The 18944-nt window shown below is 34.6% G+C and carries 16 protein-coding genes, 24 tRNA genes, 1 rRNA gene and 1 pseudogene; 39 read left to right on the top strand and 3 right to left on the bottom strand.

Annotation, left to right across the window (positions count from 1 at the left end; genetic code table 11):
• Window positions 1–7: 7 nt before the first annotated feature.
• The 25 genes from rrf to HHH54_RS10010 all read left to right on the top strand — a co-directional run bounded on the left by rrf (window position 8) and on the right by HHH54_RS10010 (window position 2292).
• Window positions 8–122 (top strand): 5S ribosomal RNA (gene rrf / locus HHH54_RS10130).
• 11 nt (window positions 123–133) lie between these two features.
• Window positions 134–209: transfer RNA gene (locus HHH54_RS10125), tRNA-Val, on the top strand.
• Window positions 210–227: 18 nt separating this feature from the next.
• Window positions 228–303, top strand: a tRNA-Thr gene (locus HHH54_RS10120).
• 6 nt (window positions 304–309) lie between these two features.
• Window positions 310–385: transfer RNA gene (locus HHH54_RS10115), tRNA-Lys, on the top strand.
• Between the two features lie 9 nt (window positions 386–394).
• A tRNA-Leu gene (locus tag HHH54_RS10110) sits at window positions 395–477 on the top strand.
• A gap of 3 nt (window positions 478–480) precedes the next feature.
• Window positions 481–555, top strand: a tRNA-Gly gene (locus tag HHH54_RS10105).
• Window positions 556–560: 5 nt separating this feature from the next.
• Window positions 561–649 (top strand) — tRNA-Leu (locus HHH54_RS10100).
• Window positions 650–657: 8 nt separating this feature from the next.
• Window positions 658–731 (top strand) — tRNA-Arg (locus HHH54_RS10095).
• Between the two features lie 15 nt (window positions 732–746).
• Window positions 747–820, top strand: a tRNA-Pro gene (locus HHH54_RS10090).
• A gap of 16 nt (window positions 821–836) precedes the next feature.
• Window positions 837–912 (top strand) — tRNA-Ala (locus HHH54_RS10085).
• Window positions 913–946: 34 nt separating this feature from the next.
• Window positions 947–1020, top strand: a tRNA-Met gene (locus HHH54_RS10080).
• Window positions 1021–1042: 22 nt separating this feature from the next.
• Window positions 1043–1116, top strand: a tRNA-Ile gene (locus HHH54_RS10075).
• A 5-nt stretch (window positions 1117–1121) separates the two neighbouring features.
• Window positions 1122–1214, top strand: a tRNA-Ser gene (locus HHH54_RS10070).
• Window positions 1215–1232: 18 nt separating this feature from the next.
• Window positions 1233–1306, top strand: a tRNA-Met gene (locus tag HHH54_RS10065).
• A gap of 6 nt (window positions 1307–1312) precedes the next feature.
• Window positions 1313–1389 (top strand) — tRNA-Asp (locus tag HHH54_RS10060).
• A gap of 7 nt (window positions 1390–1396) precedes the next feature.
• A tRNA-Phe gene (locus tag HHH54_RS10055) sits at window positions 1397–1472 on the top strand.
• Between the two features lie 8 nt (window positions 1473–1480).
• Window positions 1481–1553: transfer RNA gene (locus tag HHH54_RS10050), tRNA-Thr, on the top strand.
• 5 nt (window positions 1554–1558) lie between these two features.
• Window positions 1559–1642: transfer RNA gene (locus HHH54_RS10045), tRNA-Tyr, on the top strand.
• Between the two features lie 6 nt (window positions 1643–1648).
• Window positions 1649–1722: transfer RNA gene (locus HHH54_RS10040), tRNA-Trp, on the top strand.
• 2 nt (window positions 1723–1724) lie between these two features.
• Window positions 1725–1797, top strand: a tRNA-His gene (locus HHH54_RS10035).
• Between the two features lie 15 nt (window positions 1798–1812).
• Window positions 1813–1884, top strand: a tRNA-Gln gene (locus tag HHH54_RS10030).
• An 8-nt stretch (window positions 1885–1892) separates the two neighbouring features.
• Window positions 1893–1967, top strand: a tRNA-Cys gene (locus HHH54_RS10025).
• A 13-nt stretch (window positions 1968–1980) separates the two neighbouring features.
• Window positions 1981–2054: transfer RNA gene (locus HHH54_RS10020), tRNA-Gly, on the top strand.
• A 31-nt stretch (window positions 2055–2085) separates the two neighbouring features.
• Window positions 2086–2160 (top strand) — tRNA-Gly (locus HHH54_RS10015).
• Window positions 2161–2209: 49 nt separating this feature from the next.
• Window positions 2210–2292: transfer RNA gene (locus tag HHH54_RS10010), tRNA-Leu, on the top strand.
• Between the two features lie 136 nt (window positions 2293–2428).
• Here the strand turns inward: HHH54_RS10010 and HHH54_RS11345 are convergent.
• Window positions 2429–2647, bottom strand: a pseudogene (locus HHH54_RS11345) (transposase); the annotation flags it as partial.
• 50 nt (window positions 2648–2697) lie between these two features.
• On the bottom strand, window positions 2698–3024 hold the full coding sequence (locus HHH54_RS11340; protein ID WP_232796319.1) for a transposase family protein: 327 nt from the start codon (window positions 3022–3024) through the stop codon (window positions 2698–2700).
• Window positions 3025–3322: 298 nt separating this feature from the next.
• Here HHH54_RS11340 and HHH54_RS10000 point away from each other — a divergent pair, with 298 nt between their 5' ends.
• The 12 genes from HHH54_RS10000 (at window position 3323) to HHH54_RS09945 (ending at window position 15917) form a co-directional block, all read left to right on the top strand.
• Window positions 3323–4381, top strand: coding sequence for a PTS sugar transporter subunit IIC (locus HHH54_RS10000; protein WP_198618690.1), 1059 nt, complete (start codon window positions 3323–3325; stop codon window positions 4379–4381).
• A 204-nt stretch (window positions 4382–4585) separates the two neighbouring features.
• Window positions 4586–6043, top strand: a complete 1458-nt coding sequence (locus HHH54_RS09995) for an ABC transporter substrate-binding protein/permease (RefSeq protein WP_198618689.1) — start codon at window positions 4586–4588, stop codon at window positions 6041–6043.
• Complete coding sequence (locus tag HHH54_RS09990) at window positions 6036–6758, top strand: amino acid ABC transporter ATP-binding protein (RefSeq protein WP_198618688.1); 723 nt, start codon at window positions 6036–6038, stop codon at window positions 6756–6758. Before HHH54_RS09995 ends, HHH54_RS09990 begins: the two co-directional genes overlap by 8 nt.
• 205 nt (window positions 6759–6963) lie before the next feature.
• Window positions 6964–8091 carry a tRNA epoxyqueuosine(34) reductase QueG gene (gene queG / locus HHH54_RS09985; protein ID WP_198618687.1) on the top strand — a complete coding sequence of 376 codons (1128 nt, stop codon included), beginning with the start codon at window positions 6964–6966 and terminating at the stop codon, window positions 8089–8091.
• A gap of 2 nt (window positions 8092–8093) precedes the next feature.
• A complete protein-coding gene (trmL, locus tag HHH54_RS09980; RefSeq protein WP_198618686.1) occupies window positions 8094–8564 on the top strand; it encodes a tRNA (uridine(34)/cytosine(34)/5-carboxymethylaminomethyluridine(34)-2'-O)-methyltransferase TrmL in 471 nt (156 codons plus the stop codon).
• Window positions 8565–8688: 124 nt separating this feature from the next.
• Window positions 8689–9288: a 6-phosphogluconolactonase gene (locus tag HHH54_RS09975; RefSeq protein WP_198618685.1), complete on the top strand. Its 600-nt coding sequence runs from the start codon at window positions 8689–8691 to the stop codon at window positions 9286–9288.
• 16 nt (window positions 9289–9304) lie between these two features.
• Entirely contained in the window at window positions 9305–9460 is a 156-nt protein-coding gene (locus tag HHH54_RS09970; RefSeq protein ID WP_198618684.1) for an SAS053 family DNA gyrase inhibitor, read from the top strand.
• Between the two features lie 126 nt (window positions 9461–9586).
• Complete coding sequence (locus tag HHH54_RS09965) at window positions 9587–9985, top strand: hypothetical protein (protein ID WP_198618683.1); 399 nt, start codon at window positions 9587–9589, stop codon at window positions 9983–9985.
• A gap of 141 nt (window positions 9986–10126) precedes the next feature.
• Window positions 10127–11512, top strand: a complete 1386-nt coding sequence (gene fumC / locus HHH54_RS09960; RefSeq protein ID WP_198618682.1) for a class II fumarate hydratase — start codon at window positions 10127–10129, stop codon at window positions 11510–11512.
• Between the two features lie 21 nt (window positions 11513–11533).
• Window positions 11534–13060 (top strand): exopolyphosphatase, encoded by a 1527-nt coding sequence (ppx, locus tag HHH54_RS09955; protein WP_198618681.1) that lies wholly within the window; start codon window positions 11534–11536, stop codon window positions 13058–13060.
• Window positions 13061–13192: 132 nt separating this feature from the next.
• On the top strand, window positions 13193–15352 hold the full coding sequence (locus HHH54_RS09950; RefSeq protein WP_198618680.1) for an RNA degradosome polyphosphate kinase: 2160 nt from the start codon (window positions 13193–13195) through the stop codon (window positions 15350–15352).
• 319 nt (window positions 15353–15671) lie between these two features.
• Window positions 15672–15917: a transposase gene (locus HHH54_RS09945; RefSeq protein ID WP_198618691.1), complete on the top strand. Its 246-nt coding sequence runs from the start codon at window positions 15672–15674 to the stop codon at window positions 15915–15917.
• Window positions 15918–16055: 138 nt separating this feature from the next.
• Here the strand turns inward: HHH54_RS09945 and HHH54_RS09940 are convergent, their stop codons facing one another.
• The gene (locus HHH54_RS09940) at window positions 16056–16883 is read right to left on the bottom strand and encodes an RluA family pseudouridine synthase (protein WP_198618679.1); all 828 of its coding nucleotides are present in this window, start codon (window positions 16881–16883) and stop codon (window positions 16056–16058) included.
• 161 nt (window positions 16884–17044) lie between these two features.
• On the opposite strand from HHH54_RS09940, the gene HHH54_RS09935 reads away from it, so the two are divergent.
• The gene (locus HHH54_RS09935; protein WP_198618678.1) at window positions 17045–18154 is read left to right on the top strand and encodes a GAF domain-containing sensor histidine kinase; all 1110 of its coding nucleotides are present in this window, start codon (window positions 17045–17047) and stop codon (window positions 18152–18154) included.
• Window positions 18155–18168: 14 nt separating this feature from the next.
• The gene (locus tag HHH54_RS09930) at window positions 18169–18795 is read left to right on the top strand and encodes a response regulator transcription factor (protein ID WP_198618677.1); all 627 of its coding nucleotides are present in this window, start codon (window positions 18169–18171) and stop codon (window positions 18793–18795) included.
• Window positions 18796–18944: the final 149 nt, after the last annotated feature.

Raw genomic sequence — 18944 nt, 5'->3', positions numbered from 1 at the left:
ATGTTTATCTGGTGCCTATGGCAAAGAGGTCACACCTGTTCCCATGCCGAACACAGAAGTTAAGCTCTTTAGCGCCGATGGTAGTCGGACTTACGTTCCGCAAGAGTAGGACGGTGCCAGGTAGATACATATTGGAGAATTAGCTCAGCTGGGAGAGCATCTGCCTTACAAGCAGAGGGTCGGCGGTTCGAACCCGTCATTCTCCACCATCTTTAATAAATAGAATAGCCGGCCTAGCTCAATTGGTAGAGCAACTGACTTGTAATCAGTAGGTTGGGGGTTCAAGTCCTCTGGCCGGCACCATCTTGAGAGCCATTAGCTCAGTCGGTAGAGCATCTGACTTTTAATCAGAGGGTCAGAGGTTCGAATCCTCTATGGCTCACCAGTAATTTACGCGGGTGTGGCGGAATTGGCAGACGCACTAGACTTAGGATCTAGCGCCTTCACGGCGTGGGGGTTCGACTCCCTTCACCCGCATATGCAGAAGTAGTTCAGCGGTAGAATACAACCTTGCCAAGGTTGGGGTCGCGGGTTCGAATCCCGTCTTCTGCTCCATTAATGCCGGGGTGGCGGAACTGGCAGACGCACAGGACTTAAAATCCTGCGGTGAGAGATCACCGTACCGGTTCGATTCCGGTCCTCGGCACCATTGATTATGCGCCCGTAGCTCAACTGGATAGAGCGTTTGACTACGGATCAAAAGGTTATGGGTTCGACTCCTATCGGGCGCGCTACATATTGCTTTACGGGAAGTAGCTCAGCTTGGTAGAGCACTTGGTTTGGGACCAAGGGGTCGTAGGTTCGAATCCTGTCTTCCCGATAACTTATTAATAAATGGGGGCTTAGCTCAGCTGGGAGAGCGCCTGCTTTGCACGCAGGAGGTCAGCGGTTCGATCCCGCTAGTCTCCACCATTCAAATTAATTTAATAATTATGTTCATTATTATGGCGGCGTAGCTCAGCTGGCTAGAGCGTACGGTTCATACCCGTGAGGTCGGGGGTTCGATCCCCTCCGCCGCCATTAATTAATAAAACTATCTTTAGGACCTTTAGCTCAGTTGGTTAGAGCTAACGGCTCATAACCGTTCGGTCGCAGGTTCGAGTCCTGCAAGGTCCATTTATGGAGGAATACCCAAGTCTGGCTGAAGGGATCGGTCTTGAAAACCGACAGGGGCTTAACGGCTCGCGGGGGTTCGAATCCCTCTTCCTCCGCCATTTATTAATTAATATTATCGCGGGATAGAGCAGTTCGGTAGCTCGTCGGGCTCATAACCCGGAGGTCGGTGGTTCAAATCCGCCTCCCGCAATTATTAGGTCCCGTAGTGGAGCGGTTTAACACGCCTGCCTGTCACGCAGGAGATCGCGGGTTCGATTCCCGTCGGGACCGCCATTATTATGGTTCAGTAGCTCAGTCGGTAGAGCAAAGGACTGAAAATCCTTGTGTCGGCGGTTCGATTCCGTCCTGAACCACCATTTGGTTTGCCGGCCTAGCTCAATTGGTAGAGCAACTGACTTGTAATCAGTAGGTTGGGGGTTCAAGTCCTCTGGCCGGCATATATGGAGGGGTAGCGAAGTGGCTAAACGCGGCGGACTGTAAATCCGCTCCTTCGGGTTCGGCAGTTCGAATCTGCCCCCCTCCACCATGTCATAGGGGCATAGTTCAACGGTAGAATAGAGGTCTCCAAAACCTTTGATGTGGGTTCGATTCCTACTGCCCCTGCCATGGCGGTTGTGGCGAAGTGGTTAACGCATCGGATTGTGGTTCCGACATTCGTGGGTTCGATTCCCATCAACCGCCCTTTATTAAAATTAATGGGCTATAGCCAAGCGGTAAGGCAACGGACTTTGACTCCGTCACTCGCTGGTTCGAATCCAGCTAGCCCAGTTATTTTTGGCGGCATAGCCAAGTGGTAAGGCCGAGGTCTGCAAAACCTCTATTCACCGGTTCAAATCCGGTTGCCGCCTCCATTTTTAAATATATGCGGGAGTAGTTCAATTTTAGAACACTTTCCTTCCCGGAAAGAGGTATAGGTGTAAGTCCTATCTTCCGCTCCATTTAATGATTATATACAAAAGTTCATATCGTGCGGGAGTAGTTCAACTTCTAGAACACTTTCCTTCCCGGAAAGAGATATAGGTGCAAGCCCTATCTTCCGCTCCATTTAGCTTCTAATGTATTATAATTGGAAGTTTTTTCTTATTTTTAACAAGCCGGTGTGGCGGAATTGGCAGACGCGCGGGACTCAAAATCCCGTGTCTTTACGACGTGTCGGTTCGATCCCGACCACCGGTATCGATGCCTTTTTTGTATTATTTCTGTAAGGGGACTAGGGTATGCGTATAGTCCCGAACAAGACCGCTGAATTCCTAACTGGTTTTAGCGGTCTTTTTGGCTCTTTGTCAACGTCGGTTGGTGAAGACAAAACGTACTAAGTTGCTATTTTTAGTGACTTGGTACGTTTTTTATGTTCACTTACAAACATCCTAGAAATAACTAATATTCTATTTCTAAAATTATAAAAGTATCTATAACCGTAAGACACACGCCTAATAAGTTTAATTTTATTGTTAATACATTCAATTGGTTCATTTGTTAAATGAGGATATTTAACTGTATTCGTGATGTAAGGTAAATATTTAATAAGTGTTTATATAATACATTTAATCTCCTGGAGTATAGGTTTCCGTTCGGAAGAATTCATTGCGTATTAAAATCAGGTGTTTTTGCTATTAAAGTATGTCCACAATTTTTACAATAGAAGCGTGGTTTCTTTAATTTAATATATGCAGGTCTATCAAACACAAGTCCCATATATACAGTAGTTTGAGTAAATCCATCTTTAATGATAGAGTGATTATCATTTTTAATGCCACAGTACTCACAATTTTTGGGTTCATAGTTTATTTCTCCTGCAAAAACAAGCGATTCCTCGTTGTCAATTATCCTTAAACCTAAACTATCTGTAATTTTTAAATTCTCAATTTCAAGTCCAAATAATTCCGACATGTCATAATTCAAAGACATCAATATCTCTCCTTAAACTGTTTGTTTTTATGTCCATTATAGTGGTATACGTATCTTTTTATATTAAAACTAAAATAATGAACGACTAATAAATAGTTTTAAATGTTAACATACAGAACTGTAGCTTAATATGATGTTCTTAAACTTTTCTCTTTACTCTCTTATTAGAATATCTTATCACTCTTATTTATATTTTAATAATAATGACCTCTAATCTGACCTGATAATCCAATTTTATGTTGTCTTCACTACATATCTATATTATCATTGACATAACCTATTTAGGAGGAATACAATTTTGGTTAAATCAGAACTAAGTAAACGATCTTTTTTTAGTGTTATTTTAAATGCAGTTGGAGCAGGTGTAGTTATTGCTTTGATACCAAATGCCTTACTAGGTGAATTACTTAAGTTTTTTAAAGATGGTAATGTAATATTAGAGACTATTTTTCAACTCGTTATTACAATCCAATCATTTATGGCGTTTATTATCGGAGCCTTAGCTGCACATCAGTTAAAGTTTTCAGGACCTGCTGTTATGTTTATTGGAACAGCTGCTATGTTAGGTTCAGGTGCTATAAAATTTCAAAATGGCACGGTTTTATTACAGGGTATTGGAGATATCATTAATGTAATACTTGTTGTAATAGTTTCGTGTGGCTTATATCTTTTGTTAAGAGGGAAATTCGGCTCATTAGAAATGATTATTTTACCTGTCCTGATTCCTATAATTGGTGGAGGATTAGGGTTAATCATGTTACCTTTTGTGAGTCGTTTAACACAAGCAATTGGTCATATGATTCATTCTTTTACGGAATTAAATCCTTTAATCATGAGTATTTTAATAGCGATAGTTTATGCACTACTTATGGTAACCCCGATTTCAATAGTAGCCATTGCGACTGCCATATCTTTATCAGGACTTGGTAGTGGTGCAGCAAATATGGGAGTTGTTGCAGCCTGTATGACATTTTTACTCGGATCTATTCGAGTAAATCAAATGGGGGTTAATGCGGTATTAATCATTGGAGCAGCTAAAATGATGATTCCTGTTTACTTGAAACATCCAATCATTTCTATACCGTTAACGATTAATGGCATCGTAGCAGGTTTGTTGGCTTATTTTGTTAATATTCAAGGAACACCAATGTCTGCAGGATTTGGTTATACCGGTTTTGTAGGACCAATTAATGCATTTAATCGAATGGATGGAGATCCTATTATCAATATCATCTTACTGACATTAGCATACTTTATTATACCTTTTATCGTTGCGTTCTTCGTGCACGAACTATTGAAGCGTATAATACCTAATTATAGTGATGATATTTATCAATTTGAAATTAAAACTGAATAATTAATAATTAAAGGAAGAGGTTAGACTGGTATTAAAATAGAGGGAGCATCTTGGCTTATATCTTTAACGCTTTAAAGTATATAACTAATGTGCTAAGCGTTCTGTTTTAATACGATGTTTCTAAAAACCTCTTCTTTTTTATTTGGTATTGCATAGATTTGCATATATATGTATAATAATTAAAAAGTGAGAGGGGGAAGCTTATTGAGAGGTATAATCATAAAGTGTTTAAGTATTATCTGTTTAATAGTAACTGTAACAGCTCCTTATTATGATGATGATACACACGCAAAAGAAGATCAATGGGATGATATAAAAAGAAGAGGTGAGTTACGAGTTGGCTTGTCAGCTGATTATGCTCCATTAGAGTTTGAAAGGACAGTTAACGGACATAGAGAATATGCAGGCATAGATATAGAAATTGCAAAGAAAATTGCTAAGGACCATGGCGTAAAATTAAAAATTGTAAATATGTCATTTGATAGTCTGCTTGGTGCTTTAAAAACAGGTAAGGTCGACATGATTATTTCGGGTATGTCACCAACACCTGAACGTAAAAAAGAGGTCGACTTTTCTAATAATTACATGACTGTCGAACAAAAAGTTGTTATTAGAAAGGCTGATCATGATAAGTATAAGAGTATAGAAGACTTATCAAGTCAACGTATTGGTGTACAAAAACAAACGACACAAGAAGAGTTAGCTCAAACAGAGATTAATGATGCAAAGGTTCAATCTCTAACGCGTTTGCCTGAAGTTATTTTAGCACTAAAAAGTAATAAAATTGATGCGGTAATTGTGGATAGTGCTGTTGGAAAAGCTTATTTAGCACAAAATAATGATTTAACATTTTCTGAAGCGAGCTTTGCAGGTGCTACAAAACATAATGCAATTGCACTGCCAAAGAACTCACCGCAACTTATGCAAAAGGTTAATGAAACAATCAAAGATATAGAAACTCAAAACTTGTTACCACAGTTTGAGAAAAAAGCCACTGAAGATTTAAAAAATGAAGGTAATTTTATAACTAAGTATGGTTCATTCTTTTTAACAGGGTTAAAGAATACCGTATTAGTTTCAATAATAGGTGTTGCATTAGGTAGTATTTTCGGCGCATTATTTGCATTGATGAAGTTAGGACGGATTAAATTATTGAAGTGGATTTCAATAGTTTATATTGAATTTTTAAGAGGCACACCTTTATTAGTTCAAATATTTTTAGTCTATTTCGGAACAACTGCCGTTTTAGGTTGGGATATCTCTGCTTTTATTTGTGGGTCCATTGCATTAGTTATTAATTGTTCTGCATATATTGCCGAGATTTTCCGAGCAGGTATTAATGCTGTGGATAAAGGTCAAATGGAGGCAGCAAGAAGCTTAGGATTAAATTATAGACAATCGATGAGACATATTATTTTACCTCAAGCAGTAAAGAATATTTTACCAGCGTTAGGTAATGAATTTATAACTGTAATCAAAGAATCATCATTAATATCAGTTATTGGCGTAAGTGAAATAATGTTTAATGCACAAGTCGTGCAAGGTGCCTCATTTGATCCATTTACACCATTAATCCTTGCAGCAATCTTATACTTCATTTTGACATTTACATTAACTCAAATCATGAATTACTTTGAAAGGAGGCTAAAGGCAAGTGATTGATATTAAAAATTTGCACAAGTCCTATGGTAACCATGAAGTATTAACTGGCATAGATATGACGATTCAAAAAGGGGAAGTAGTCGCGATCATTGGTCCTTCTGGTAGTGGGAAAAGTACTTTATTAAGATGTTTGAATTTACTTGAAACACCTACACAAGGACAAATTATTTTCGAAGGTACCGATATCACATTTAAAGGCACAAAAATTGATAAACTCAGACAATCGATGGGCATGGTGTTTCAAAACTTTAACTTATTTCCACATAAAAAAGTAATAGATAACGTTATATTAGCCCCCTTACTTTTAGGTAAAGATAAAAAGGCAATTTTAACAGATCACGCTTTATCTTTACTAGATAAAGTAGGTTTAAAAGATAGAGCTTCAGCATTTCCAAGTCAGTTGTCTGGGGGACAAAAACAAAGAGTTGCAATTGCAAGAGCCTTAGCCATGAATCCAGATGTATTACTATTTGATGAGCCAACCTCAGCGCTTGACCCAGAAGTAGTAGGAGAAGTTTTAAATGTAATGAAAGATTTAGCTAAAGAAGGCATGACAATGGTTGTTGTTACTCATGAAATGGATTTCGCTAAAAATGTGAGTGATCATGTTGTATTTATGGCTGATGGTGTAGTAGTCGAAGAGGGATCACCAGAAGATATTTTTGAACATCCTAAACATCAAAGAACACAAAGTTTCCTTAAACGTGTGTTATAAGCTTTTTAATTTGTAATAAATATAAGATTGAGATGCAATGTTAAAATGATAAGTTGACTTTTAAACTTTGATACATTGTATTTCAATCTTTTTTGCTTTAAATTATTATGACTTTAGTATCTTATATTTAAAACGTGCATGATTACCATTTCTAACTTCATAAAATGTGTTAAAATAAGAAAGTGAGTTTGAAGAGGTGGCAGATATGGATGTAAAACAGTTAAAAGAAGAAATTATAGCATACGCCTATTCGATTGGGATTGATAGTATTGGATTTACAACTGCCGATCCATTTGATGAGCTTAAACAAAAGTTAATTGATTATCATCAAAATGGATATGCATCTGGATTTGAACCATCTGATATTGACTTAAGAATAGATCCAAAGTTATCGTTGCCAACAGCACGTTCAATTATAGCAATTGCTGTTGGTTATCCTAACAAATTAAAAAATGCACCAAAAAGTGTTAAGGGCGATCGTAGAGGAATGTTTGCACGTGCATCATGGGGTCAAGATTACCATACAATTATGCGAAAGAGACTTGATTTACTTAGTGAATTTATAAAAGCTAAAGTTCCAGATGTTGAGATGATGTCTATGGTGGATACAGGTGTGTTGTCAGACCGAGCAGTTGCAGAGAGAGCTGGGCTTGGTTTTACAGGTAGAAATGGTTTTGTGATTAATCCTGATTTAGGCACATGGACATATTTAGGTGAGATGTTGATAAGCATTCCATTTCCACCAGATGACCCTATTTTAGATAGTTGTGGGGATTGTACAATTTGTGTTGACCGTTGTCCAACAGGTGCGCTTGTAGGTGATGGTCAATTAAACAGTCAAAAATGTATTAGTTTTTTAACTCAAACGAAAGGCTATTTGAAAGATGAGTATCGCTATAAAATTGGGAATCGTTTGTACGGATGCGATACATGTCAACAAGTTTGTCCTAAAAATAGAGGGATTAATACTGAACATGATGATATTATATTAGAACCAGAGATATTGAAGCCTAGACTTATTCCATTGCTAACGATGAATAATAAAACGTTTAAGCATACGTTTGGACACTTAGCTGGTGCATGGCGTGGCAAAAAACCAATACAACGTAATGCAATTATCGCTTTAGCTCATTTTAAAGAAATAACTGCTATTCCAACTTTAAAAGAAGTGGCAGAAAATGATCCAAGACCTATGATACGTGCCACAGCATTTTGGGCAATTGGTCAAATTGATGGTCAAAATCAAAGAGATTATTTGATGACACATTATGAAAAAGAAATTGAAGAAGTTCAAGTTGAGATTATTAAAGGTTTAGAAATGGAGAGAAATTAACTATGACCATTCATGTTGTACTTTACCAACCAGAAATACCAGCTAATACTGGAAATATTGCACGTACATGTGCTGCGACAGATACAAAATTACATCTTATACGGCCACTCGGTTTTAGTACTGATGATAAGATGTTGAGACGCGCAGGATTAGATTACTGGAAATATGTTGATATTACATATTATGATAGTATAGAAGATTTTTTTGAACAAACTGAAGGCACTTATTATCTTTTAACTAAATTTGGTTCAAAAAATCATACGTCACAAGATTTTTCTGATACCACTCAAAACCATTTCTTTATTTTCGGTAAGGAAACAACTGGATTACCGAGTTGGGTTAAAGAAAAATATGAAAATACTGCTTTACGTATACCAATGAATCAAAATGTGCGTGCTTTGAATTTATCTAATACTGCTGCAATTTTGATTTATGAAGCATTAAGACAACAAAATTATCCAAACTTATCTTAAGGTCTACTTATAAGAAATATATAGGTCACTGATTAAGATGCGATATGTTTTAAAATTAATATGTTCAGGGTATATGTGTAATAATATATTTGGCTATATAGCATAATAAGAGGAGTGTAAGATTATGGCAATGAATTTTAGAATTTTTAAAGATGCGGAAACAGCAGCATTATATACAGCAGACATTATGAGAAAACAGTTTAACAATAATCCGAATACAATTGCAGGGATTCATTTAAATCATGAACAAGCACCTGTTCTTGAGGAATTAAAGAAAAATGTAGATGATCATGCTGTAGATTTTAGTGAAATTCATATCTTAGATTATGATAAAAAATCATCATATTATAAAGCTTTAGGTGTACCTGATAAGCAAGTGCATGATATTCCAGAAGAAGAACCAGTAGAAGATTTTATTAAGCATCATGCTAAAACTAAAGATAATAAAGGTAAATTAACACTACAAGTTATTACAATTGATCAAAAAGGTTATCTTGGTGTAGGAGTTAAAGAAGGTGTATTACCTGCACGTGAAATTCTTTTAGTCGTGACTGGTCATGAAAAAGCAGATCTTATCAAAAAATTATATGAAGAAAATGGTAACACAAGCTTTATTCCATCAAGTCTAAAAGAACACAGAATGGTCAACGTTATTTTAGATGAAGCTGCTGCAGAAGGATTACCTGCTGACGTACGCGCTTACTTCACTTCATTATATGCTTAAGAAAGAGGTTTAAAAAATGAACGAAGAGAAGAAAGAACATGAAAATGAAATGGTCGATGGTTTCGACGATATGGTTGAATTAGGTAAAGAGATGGAACAGATTTCAGAAGAAAATGATGAAGAAAAATTAAATCAAACACATGATCAGGATGTGCGTTCTGATAAATCATAATTGAATGAGGCTGAGCTATTATGTTATTCAAAGCTCAGCCTTAATTTTTAGCCTTTTTGAATAGAATACATAGATATAGTATAATTAATACGTCTTATTAATCGTTATAAAATGAAAGGATTTACTATGAAATTAAATCAATACTGGATTGTACTCATTATCGCTTCAACAATTATGAATCTTCTTTCAATTAAAGGATTTCCACTAGCTCTTGGAACCTTATACTTACCAGTACTATTTAAGGTTGTTAAGTTACAATTAAATCTTTCTAATGGATTAGTTGATGAGTCTGTGACACCACAAACTTTCATTAACAGTAATCAAAAAGGGATTACAATTAGTGTGATATGTTGTATTGTAATCACTATAGCACTTTATATTTATTTAGATCATTTTTATAATCAACTTAATGGAATATTAGGATTATTGATTAATTTAAGTCCAATTACGATTTGTATTGGTATGGTTTTATATATTTTAGCAGCAATTAGTGTAGTTCAGGCTGTTAAAGCCAAATACCAATAAGAGAGTCTAATTTGTTTGGTTTTATTCAAACAAATTAGACTTTTTTATATTTCTCGCAGTTATTCTAATTAGGCAATTGAATGCCAATTTCATTTAATGCTATAATTTAAACTGAAAAGTGAAAAAAGGGGAGCGATTAAAATGTCTGTAAGAATTGAACATGATACTTTTGGTGAAATAGAGGTACCTGCTGATAAATTCTGGGGTGCTCAAACACAAAGAAGTAAACAAAACTTTCCAGTTGGTAAAGAGAAAATGCCGATTGAGGTTGTCTATGGATTTGCGCAACTTAAACGTGGTGCTGCATTAGCGAATCATGAATTAGGTAAATTAAGTGATATTAAAAAAGATGCCATTGTATATGCGTGCGACAAAATTTTAAATGGAGAACTTGATGAACATTTCCCATTGGTTGTATGGCAAACAGGAAGTGGTACTCAAAGTAATATGAATGTTAATGAAGTGGTAAGTTACGTAGCGAATGAATATTTAAAAGAACATCAAAGTGAAGAAACAATTCATCCTAACGATGATGTTAACAAATCACAAAGTTCTAATGATACATTCCCAACTGCGATGCATGTCGCATTATATCATGAAATTGAAACTAAACTTGAACCTGCATTAAAGCGCTTACGTGATACATTTTATAAAAAAGAAAATGATTTTAAAGATATTATTAAAATTGGTAGAACCCATTTACAAGATGCAACACCAATCACTCTAGGTCAAGAAATTAGTGGATGGCGCTATATGTTAGATGTATGCGATTCATTATTGGCTGAATCTAAAAAACACATCTTAAATTTAGCTATTGGCGGAACAGCAGTTGGAACAGGTATTAATGCACATCCTGAATTTGGTGATAAAGTGGCACATTATATTTCAGAAAATACTGGATATCCATTTGTGTCATCTGAAAACAAATTCCATGCGCTTACAGCACACGATGAAGTTGTGCAATTACACGGCAGTTTAAAAGCATTAGCTGGAGACTTAATGAAAATTGCGAACGATGTGAGATGGTTAGCTTCTGGCCCACGCGCAGGTCTTGCTGAAATTTCTATACCTGAGAATGAACCAGGTTCTTCAATTATGCCGGGGAAAGTAAATCCTACACAATGTGAAATGTTAACAATGGTTGCAGTTCAAGTTATGGGTAATGATACTGTTGTAGGTATTTCAAGTTCTCAAGGTAATTTTGAATTAAATGTATTTAAACCAGTCATTTTGCATAACACATTACAGTCAATCTACTTATTAGCTGACGGAATGAATACATTTAATGATAACTGTGCAGTAGGTATTGAACCAATTGAATCAAATATTGATAATTATTTAAATCAATCACTAATGCTTGTTACAGCATTGAATCCACATATTGGTTATGAAAAAGCAGCGTCTATTGCTAAAAAGGCACATAAAGAAGGATTAACGTTAAAAGAAGCAGCAATTCAATCTGGTCATCTTACAGAAAAACAATTTGATGAGTGGATTAAACCTGAAAATATGGTACATCCAAAATAGTTGAGGAGGCATACAACACAAATGGAGCGAAACGGTTTAATCGACATTGGTTCAAATACAATCAGACTGGTTATTTTTGAATTTAAAACAAATACAGGACTTAATGAAATCCAAAACATTAAGACACCTGCACGTTTGAGCCAATATTTAACAGAAGATCTATATATGACAGAAGAAGGTATTAAAGTTTTGATTGAAGCCTTGCACAGTTTTAAAAAAGTGTCCGATAGTTTTAATGTAGATCGTCTATTTCCAATAGCAACAGCAGCGATACGTCAATCACAAAACAAAGATGAAATTATAAAACAAGTTAAAGAAGCGGTTGGCATCGATATCATAATTATTCCAGAAGAAGATGAGGCGTTTTATGGTTCATACGCTGTGACACATACGACAAGTATAGAAGATGGTGTGACAGTTGATATTGGGGGAGGATCTACGGAGTTAACATATTTCAATCAAAAAAACATCAAAGAAGCGATCAGTTTCCCATTTGGTGTTGTAACGCTTAAAGAGAAGTTTTTCAAAGATAAAGAGCATAATGATAAAGATGCTATCAAAGCAATGGAAAAGTTTTTAAAAGCTGAATTTAAGAGAGTTAAGTGGCTTAACGACAAACAAGTGAAATTAGTAGGTGTTGGTGGATCAGCGCGTAACTGTGCGCGTATCCATCAATCCCTTATTCAATACCCGATTGCGGGTGTGCATGGATACACAATGACTAAAAAAGACCTTAAAGAGGTTTTACAAGTCATCCGAAAGTCAGACCGTGATGACTTAAATAATCTGGATGGATTAAGTCGAGATCGTGCAGATATCATACTACCAGCTGTAACTGTATTTAATGTTTTATTTGAAATCATAGATGCTAAAGCCTTTACGTTTTCTAGAAAAGGAATTCGAGAAGGATTTATTATGAATCAAATTGGTAAAAATCGTCCCGACGAATTTAATAAAGAAAATGTTTTAAAAGATGCACTAAAACATTTAGCTAACGAATATAAGATAGAAGTCACAGGTGCAAAACAACGTGTGAAGTTAGCTGAATCATTATTAGATCAATTGATTGAACTTAAAAAAGTTGAAATAAGCGATACACTAAAAGCACAGTTTTTGCAAGGAGCATACTTGTATTATTTAGGTGAATTCATTGATTCTGATTCAAGTTCACAACATACGTATTATATCATTGCAAATTCGAGTATTAATGGTTTAACACATAAAGAACGTGTCAGACTTGCTTTGTTAGCGAGTTTTAAAAATAAAACGTTACTTAAGTTATATAGTGATGAAACAAAATGGTTTTCTGATGATGAAGTGAGTGACATCCAAACATTAGGTGGTATTATTAAATTTGCGAATTCAATGAACATTTCTAATACAAACACTGTTAATAAAATCAAATTGGAATCTGAAAAAGATACGTATACATTAACAGCGTTTTACCAAGGAGAACCAATTGCTGAAGCATATCAATCTAATCGACAAAAAAAACACATCGAAAAAATAATTAAAGCACCACTTACTGTAAACTTTACCAAATCTTAACAATGATTTTATTAAATTGATAGATATACCTGTGTTACGCTATTACTATTCATAGGAGTTGAAATCATGGTATACGTAATCTTGATGAGTACACGGATTTCAACCTATTCTATAATGAGGTGAGTAATCAAAGTGACAAATGCAATAGATAAATATGATTTAAATAACCCCGATTACTATAATAATCGTGAGGTAAGTTGGCTAGACTTTAATTATCGTGTGTTACAAGAGGCTTATGATGATCATAATCCGCTACTCGAGCAACTTAAATTTTTAGCTATCGGTAGTTCTAATTTAGATGAATTTTTTATGGTCAGAGTTGCTGGATTAAAAGACCAAGTAAAAATGGGTTTTGATAAGCCTGAAAATAAAGCGCAAATGACACCTACTGAACAACTAGAAGCGATTGAAACAAAAAATCGTCAAAATGTAGAGTATCAATACAAGCGATTTAATGAACTTGTAGAAACGCTTAAGTCATTCGATGTATATTTATCTCACCCTAATGAGTTAAGTGAAGCATTAATTGAGCGATTAGAACATGAATTTTTGAATGAAATTTTACCAACTTTAACACCGTTAGGTATCGACGCCTATCGACCGTTTCCTAAATTAAATAACAAGACATTAAATATTTTTGTCGATATTGATACTGGAGATGAAGTTAATTCGGCGATAGTACAAATACCAACATTGTTAAACCGATTTACTACAGTTAATGATGGTAATAAGCAGTTTATTATACTTATTGAAGATGTTATATCATTCTTTATGGGACATTTATTTAAAGGTTATGAGATTTTGAATACGTATACCTTTAGAATTACGCGAAATGCAGATTTAACGATACATGAAGACGGAGCAGAAGATCTTTTAATTGAAATTGAAAGGTTTTTAAAAGAACGTAAAAGTGGGGCTGCTGTAAGACTTGAAATTGATAGTCGAATGCAATTAAATGAAAATATGGAATGGCTGATTGATACATTAGAGTTAGAACCTGGTGATGTTTATCATACAAATGGGCCATTAGATTTAACAATGTTATTTGGTTTGGTTGGACATTTATCGAATAAGTTGAAAGAGCACCAGTATCCAAGATATACACCACAACCTCCTCAATCATTAGGCAATCGTAATATATATGATTTAGCTTTAAAAAGAGATATCTTTTTCCATCATCCTTATGAATCATTTGATCCAATAGTTGATTTTATTCGAGATGCTTCTGAAGATCCAGATACGATGGCTATTAAACAAACGCTATATCGTGTGAGTAGTGATTCACCTATAATTGAAGCGTTGAAAAATGCAGCTGAAAATGGAAAGCAAGTTACTGTATTAGTGGAACTTAAGGCACGTTTTGATGAGGAAAACAATGTTCAATGGGCAAGAATGCTTGAAGATGCGGGATGCCACGTAATGTATGGTATGACACATTTAAAAACGCATAGTAAGATTACTTTAGTTGTTAAACGTGTTAACGGTAAACTTATACCGTTTGTTCATCTTGGAACGGGAAATTATAATGATAAAACAGCAAAATTATATACAGATATGGGTATTATTACAACTAATGAAGAAATCGGTCAGGATGCAATGAGTTTCTTTAATTATTTGAGTGGCTATTCAATTAAACCTGATTATCAAAAATTAATTGTTGCACCTTACGAAATTCGTGATTTATTTGTAGAACGTATTGAGGAAGAAATTGAGAGTCATCGTCAACATGGAAATGGCAAAATGATGATGAAGATGAATTCATTAACAGATAAAACGTTAATCAAAAAGTTATATGAAGCGTCTCAAGCAGGTGTAAAAGTACAGCTCATCATCAGAGGTATATGTTGTTTAAAGCCTGGAATTAAGGGTGTTAGCGAGAATATTGAAGTGGTAAGCATCGTAGGTCGTTTACTTGAACATTCTCGTATTTATTATTTCCACAATAATGGGAATGAAAAGATTTATCTTTCTTCAGCAGATATGATGACACGTAATATGATTAAACGTGTAGAAATTTTATTCCCTGTGCTTAATCAAAAAATCGCAAAAAGATTAGTGGATTTTATGGAGTTACAGTTATCTGATAATCAGAAAGGGCGTTATCAAGACCATACTGGAAAGTATCATTATGTAGAAAATGACTTACCACCACTTAACTCACAAGAATATCTTATGAATGAAGCCAAAGAATTTGGACTTAATTTAACAAAAGAAAACATTGTAGAAATTGGGCAACCTGTTAAACCTAAATCAAGATGGTTAAGTCGTTTTCGTAATCGTTTTAATAAATAAAAATTGAGGTTGGGAGTTTTTTAATATAGGTTCTATAATAAATCGGACTGGTGACATTTAAATTATAAATGTTGCTTGTCCGATTTTTTACTTTTTAGATGCAAAAAGACGCAATGACCTCTATTATTAAAAGTGCCAAAACCATAATAAAGGAGATCATGCGTCCATGAATTATTTTATATCAAAAACACTTAATATTAAAGACGAAAACATACAATTTGAGAAAAAAGTTAAAAAATTGACGTTTAAAGATCGATTAAGCCTTACAGTATGAGATACTAGTCGTACGCACTTTACAGTCAATCAACTTCATTGCCACATTAATAACAATGATATAAAAGCCTTACTTCAGTCTTTAGAAAACGTAGTATTACCAGATATTCATCCTAAATTAAGCATCGTCATAAAAACATTAAACAGTTATATTCCGTTCATTACCAACACATTAGAGTATGCCAACTTTACGAATGGTCCGATTGAAGGTATTAATAACAAAATTAAACTTATTAAAAGAGCATCATTTGGTTATAAAAATTATGAGACTTTCATAATAGAATCATTTTAAGTTCAAAATGATTCGCATCAGAAAAGAAAAAGGAAGTTCAGCAACAGCAAGTTGCCTAACCTTCTTAATTGAGCTGACTAGTTCTATTTGACAGAGAGTCTTAATATTAGTTATCCTAGCCTCATTTTTATACTCAGTTTATTCTAGATCATCAATTGAAATTGAAATCGTTTTTCGTGTGAATGGATGAATAAATTCAATCATATAACTTTCAAGTTTAAGTTGACGTAATTTGGAATGGCCGTAAAGTGGGTCACCAATTACAGGATGTCCAATTTCAGCTAAGTGTACTCGGATTTGGTGAGTGCGTCCTGTATCTAGTTTGATTTTTAATTCACAAACGCCTTCTTCAAGCATATGTGAGTCTATGATATGTGTTACTGCACGTTGACCCGTTTTTGAAACACGTCTTTTATTTGAATGAAACTTATCTTTACCAATTGGCATATCAATAGTTTGAGGTTTAATCGGTAATAAACTTTCGACTTGAGCACGGTAGATTCGATTAATTTCATTATCTTCTAACATGCGATCTAATATTTTCTTCATTATAGGGTTTTTGGCAACAATTAAAAGACCTACAGTCTCTTGGTCTAAACGATGTATGGGCTCAACGTATGGACTGTTTAAAGTATAGCGTACATGATTCATAAGCGTATTACTTTCTTTTAAATCATTTGGATGGGTTTTAACGCCTTTTGGTTTAAAGACTATAGCAATATCATCATCTTCATAAGCGATTTTAGCATAACGATAACTTGGTAAATACTGACTTTCGGCGTCACTACTAGGTAAAAAAACAACGTCTCCTTCTTTTACAGTAGTATTAAGTTGAGAAGGGGTGTGATTCACTTCAATTGCCTTTGACATATTTAAGAGATGTAGTTCTTTTTTAGGTAATTTCAAAGATTTGAGTATATCACGAATAGTCATATTATCAAAAGATTGAGCAACGGTAAATTTCATAGTATCCTCCTTATATTCTTGTTTATCATACCATAATAATGATAATCATACATTTGATAGTCATTTACATTTCAAATCTTAAAATTGTAAGGTTTAGCTAAACAGTGAACAGGTCATAGGTGTATAATAGAATTAACATTAAAAGTTGAGGGATGAAATTCATGGAGAAACCCACACATTTAGCGTTATTAAAAGAGTTAGCAGAATTTCTTAACGAAGAGACAGAAATACAATCAATGTTAGATGGGGCGATTAACTATCTCATTAGGGGAAGTGATTTTACAACAGGATGGATATTTTTTATAGATGAAAATGGTCATCATACTTTGGAATCTAAATTTGCCTTACCTAAAGCACTTGAAAATCATTCCTGTCAATATATGAAGCAAGGAACATGTTGGTGTGTGCAAGCATATCACAATAAAAAGCTCACGAAAGCGTCTAATATTATAAATTGCTCGAGAATTAACCTAGCAAGTCGCGAGTTTGCAGATGAAACAGAAGATATTACTCATCACGCAACCGTTCCCTTAAAATCAGGGGACGAACAATTTGGGTTATTAAATGTTGCCACACCTCACACTGAGAGATACAGTGAAGAAGATTTAGAGTTACTAGAATCAGTTGCATTTCAAATTGGTTCAGCAATTAAACGTATTTATTTGACTGATCAAGAGAAAGAAGCGGCACGTATTCAGGAGAGAAATCGATTAGCTCGAGATTTACACGACTCAGTGAATCAAATGCTTTTTTCTGTTAAGCTTACAGCACATGCTGCGAATCAAATGACGAAAGAGCCTACGTCCCAACAGGCTTTCTCGCAGATTGAAAAAATCAGTCAGAGTGCCGTAAATGAAATGAGAGCATTGATTTGGCAATTAAAACCAGTTGGATTAGAAAACGGATTAGTCCATGCTTTGAAAACATATGCTGAGCTCGTAGGGATACAACTTAACATTAAAATTCATGGATTAATTGATTTAGAAAATCATGTTGAAGTGAATATCTATCGAATTATACAAGAGGCGATAAATAATACAAAAAAACATGCTCAAACAAATACAATATCGATTGATATTAATCAAGAGGCGTATGCACTAAATATAGAAATTGTCGATAATGGTATAGGGTTTGATGTTTCAGAAATCGATTCCCATACAAAACATGGACTTTCTAATATTAAACAACGTGTCGCTTTATTAAATGGATCGATAGAGATAGATGGTTCTCAAGGCACGTCAATTCAACTCCACATTCCTCTATTAATTTAGAAAGGAGTCTAACTATGCCTAAAATAGCATTAGTGGACGATCATTATATAGTACGTCAAGGACTAGAATTTTTACTATCAACAGAAAAAGAGATTGAAGTAGTAGGGAGTTATGATAATGGCAATCAATTGTTAGAAGCACTGAATGATAAAGTAATATATCCAGAATTAATATTAGTGGATCTTGTGATGCCGGGAATGAATGGGATTACATTAATTAGACATTTAAAAACTGAGTATCCGCATATTAAGGTACTTGTCCTAACAAGTTATGTAGATGAAGAACATGTCATGTCCGCAATAAATGAAGGTGCAGACGGTTATGAAATGAAAGATGTGGATGCTGAACAATTAATGATATCAATTAAGGCGGTTTTAAAAGGTGATAAAACCATTCATAGAGATGCTCAAGAAGTTATAGATACAGTTGTTAATAAGCCACATATGTTAAATAAATTATCTAAAAGAGAGTTAGAAGTTCTAAAAGAAATGGCTAAAGGGAAAACTAATAAAGAAATTGCACAAACATTATTTGTCTCTGAAAAAACAATTAAAACACATGTGAGTCATATTCTCAGCAAATTGAATGTGACTGATCGTACACAAGCAGCAATATATGCTATGGAAAATAAGTTGATATGAACAGAGCTAAGCGTGTAGATATTGGCTCTCTGTCAAATAGGACTGGTAAGCTCAATTAAGGAGGTTAGGCAACTTGCTGTTGCTTAACTTCCTTTTTCTTTTCTGATGCGAATAATTTTGAACTTAAAATGATTCTATTACGAAAGTGC

Origin of the sequence: Staphylococcus canis (assembly GCF_016238445.1) — a bacterium.
GTDB lineage: Bacteria > Bacillota > Bacilli > Staphylococcales > Staphylococcaceae > Staphylococcus > Staphylococcus canis.
The sequence above is the reverse complement of the archived record's forward strand: the minus strand, read 5'-3'. Positions and strand labels throughout refer to the sequence as shown.

What these genes read in the sequence shown, in the direction of transcription:
- HHH54_RS09965 (WP_198618683.1), top strand. Translation starts at nt 9,587, where the DNA reads ATGAAATTAAATCAATACTGGATTGTACTCATTATCGCTTCAACAATT.
- queG (WP_198618687.1), top strand. Translation starts at nt 6,964, where the DNA reads ATGGATGTAAAACAGTTAAAAGAAGAAATTATAGCATACGCCTATTCG.
- HHH54_RS09940 (WP_198618679.1), bottom strand. Translation starts at nt 16,883, where the DNA reads ATGAAATTTACCGTTGCTCAATCTTTTGATAATATGACTATTCGTGAT.
- HHH54_RS09935 (WP_198618678.1), top strand. Translation starts at nt 17,045, where the DNA reads ATGGAGAAACCCACACATTTAGCGTTATTAAAAGAGTTAGCAGAATTT.
- trmL (WP_198618686.1), top strand. Translation starts at nt 8,094, where the DNA reads ATGACCATTCATGTTGTACTTTACCAACCAGAAATACCAGCTAATACT.
- fumC (WP_198618682.1), top strand. Translation starts at nt 10,127, where the DNA reads ATGTCTGTAAGAATTGAACATGATACTTTTGGTGAAATAGAGGTACCT.
- ppx (WP_198618681.1), top strand. Translation starts at nt 11,534, where the DNA reads ATGGAGCGAAACGGTTTAATCGACATTGGTTCAAATACAATCAGACTG.
- HHH54_RS09930 (WP_198618677.1), top strand. Translation starts at nt 18,169, where the DNA reads ATGCCTAAAATAGCATTAGTGGACGATCATTATATAGTACGTCAAGGA.
- HHH54_RS09975 (WP_198618685.1), top strand. Translation starts at nt 8,689, where the DNA reads ATGGCAATGAATTTTAGAATTTTTAAAGATGCGGAAACAGCAGCATTA.
- HHH54_RS09970 (WP_198618684.1), top strand. Translation starts at nt 9,305, where the DNA reads ATGAACGAAGAGAAGAAAGAACATGAAAATGAAATGGTCGATGGTTTC.
- HHH54_RS11340 (WP_232796319.1), bottom strand. Translation starts at nt 3,024, where the DNA reads ATGTCTTTGAATTATGACATGTCGGAATTATTTGGACTTGAAATTGAG.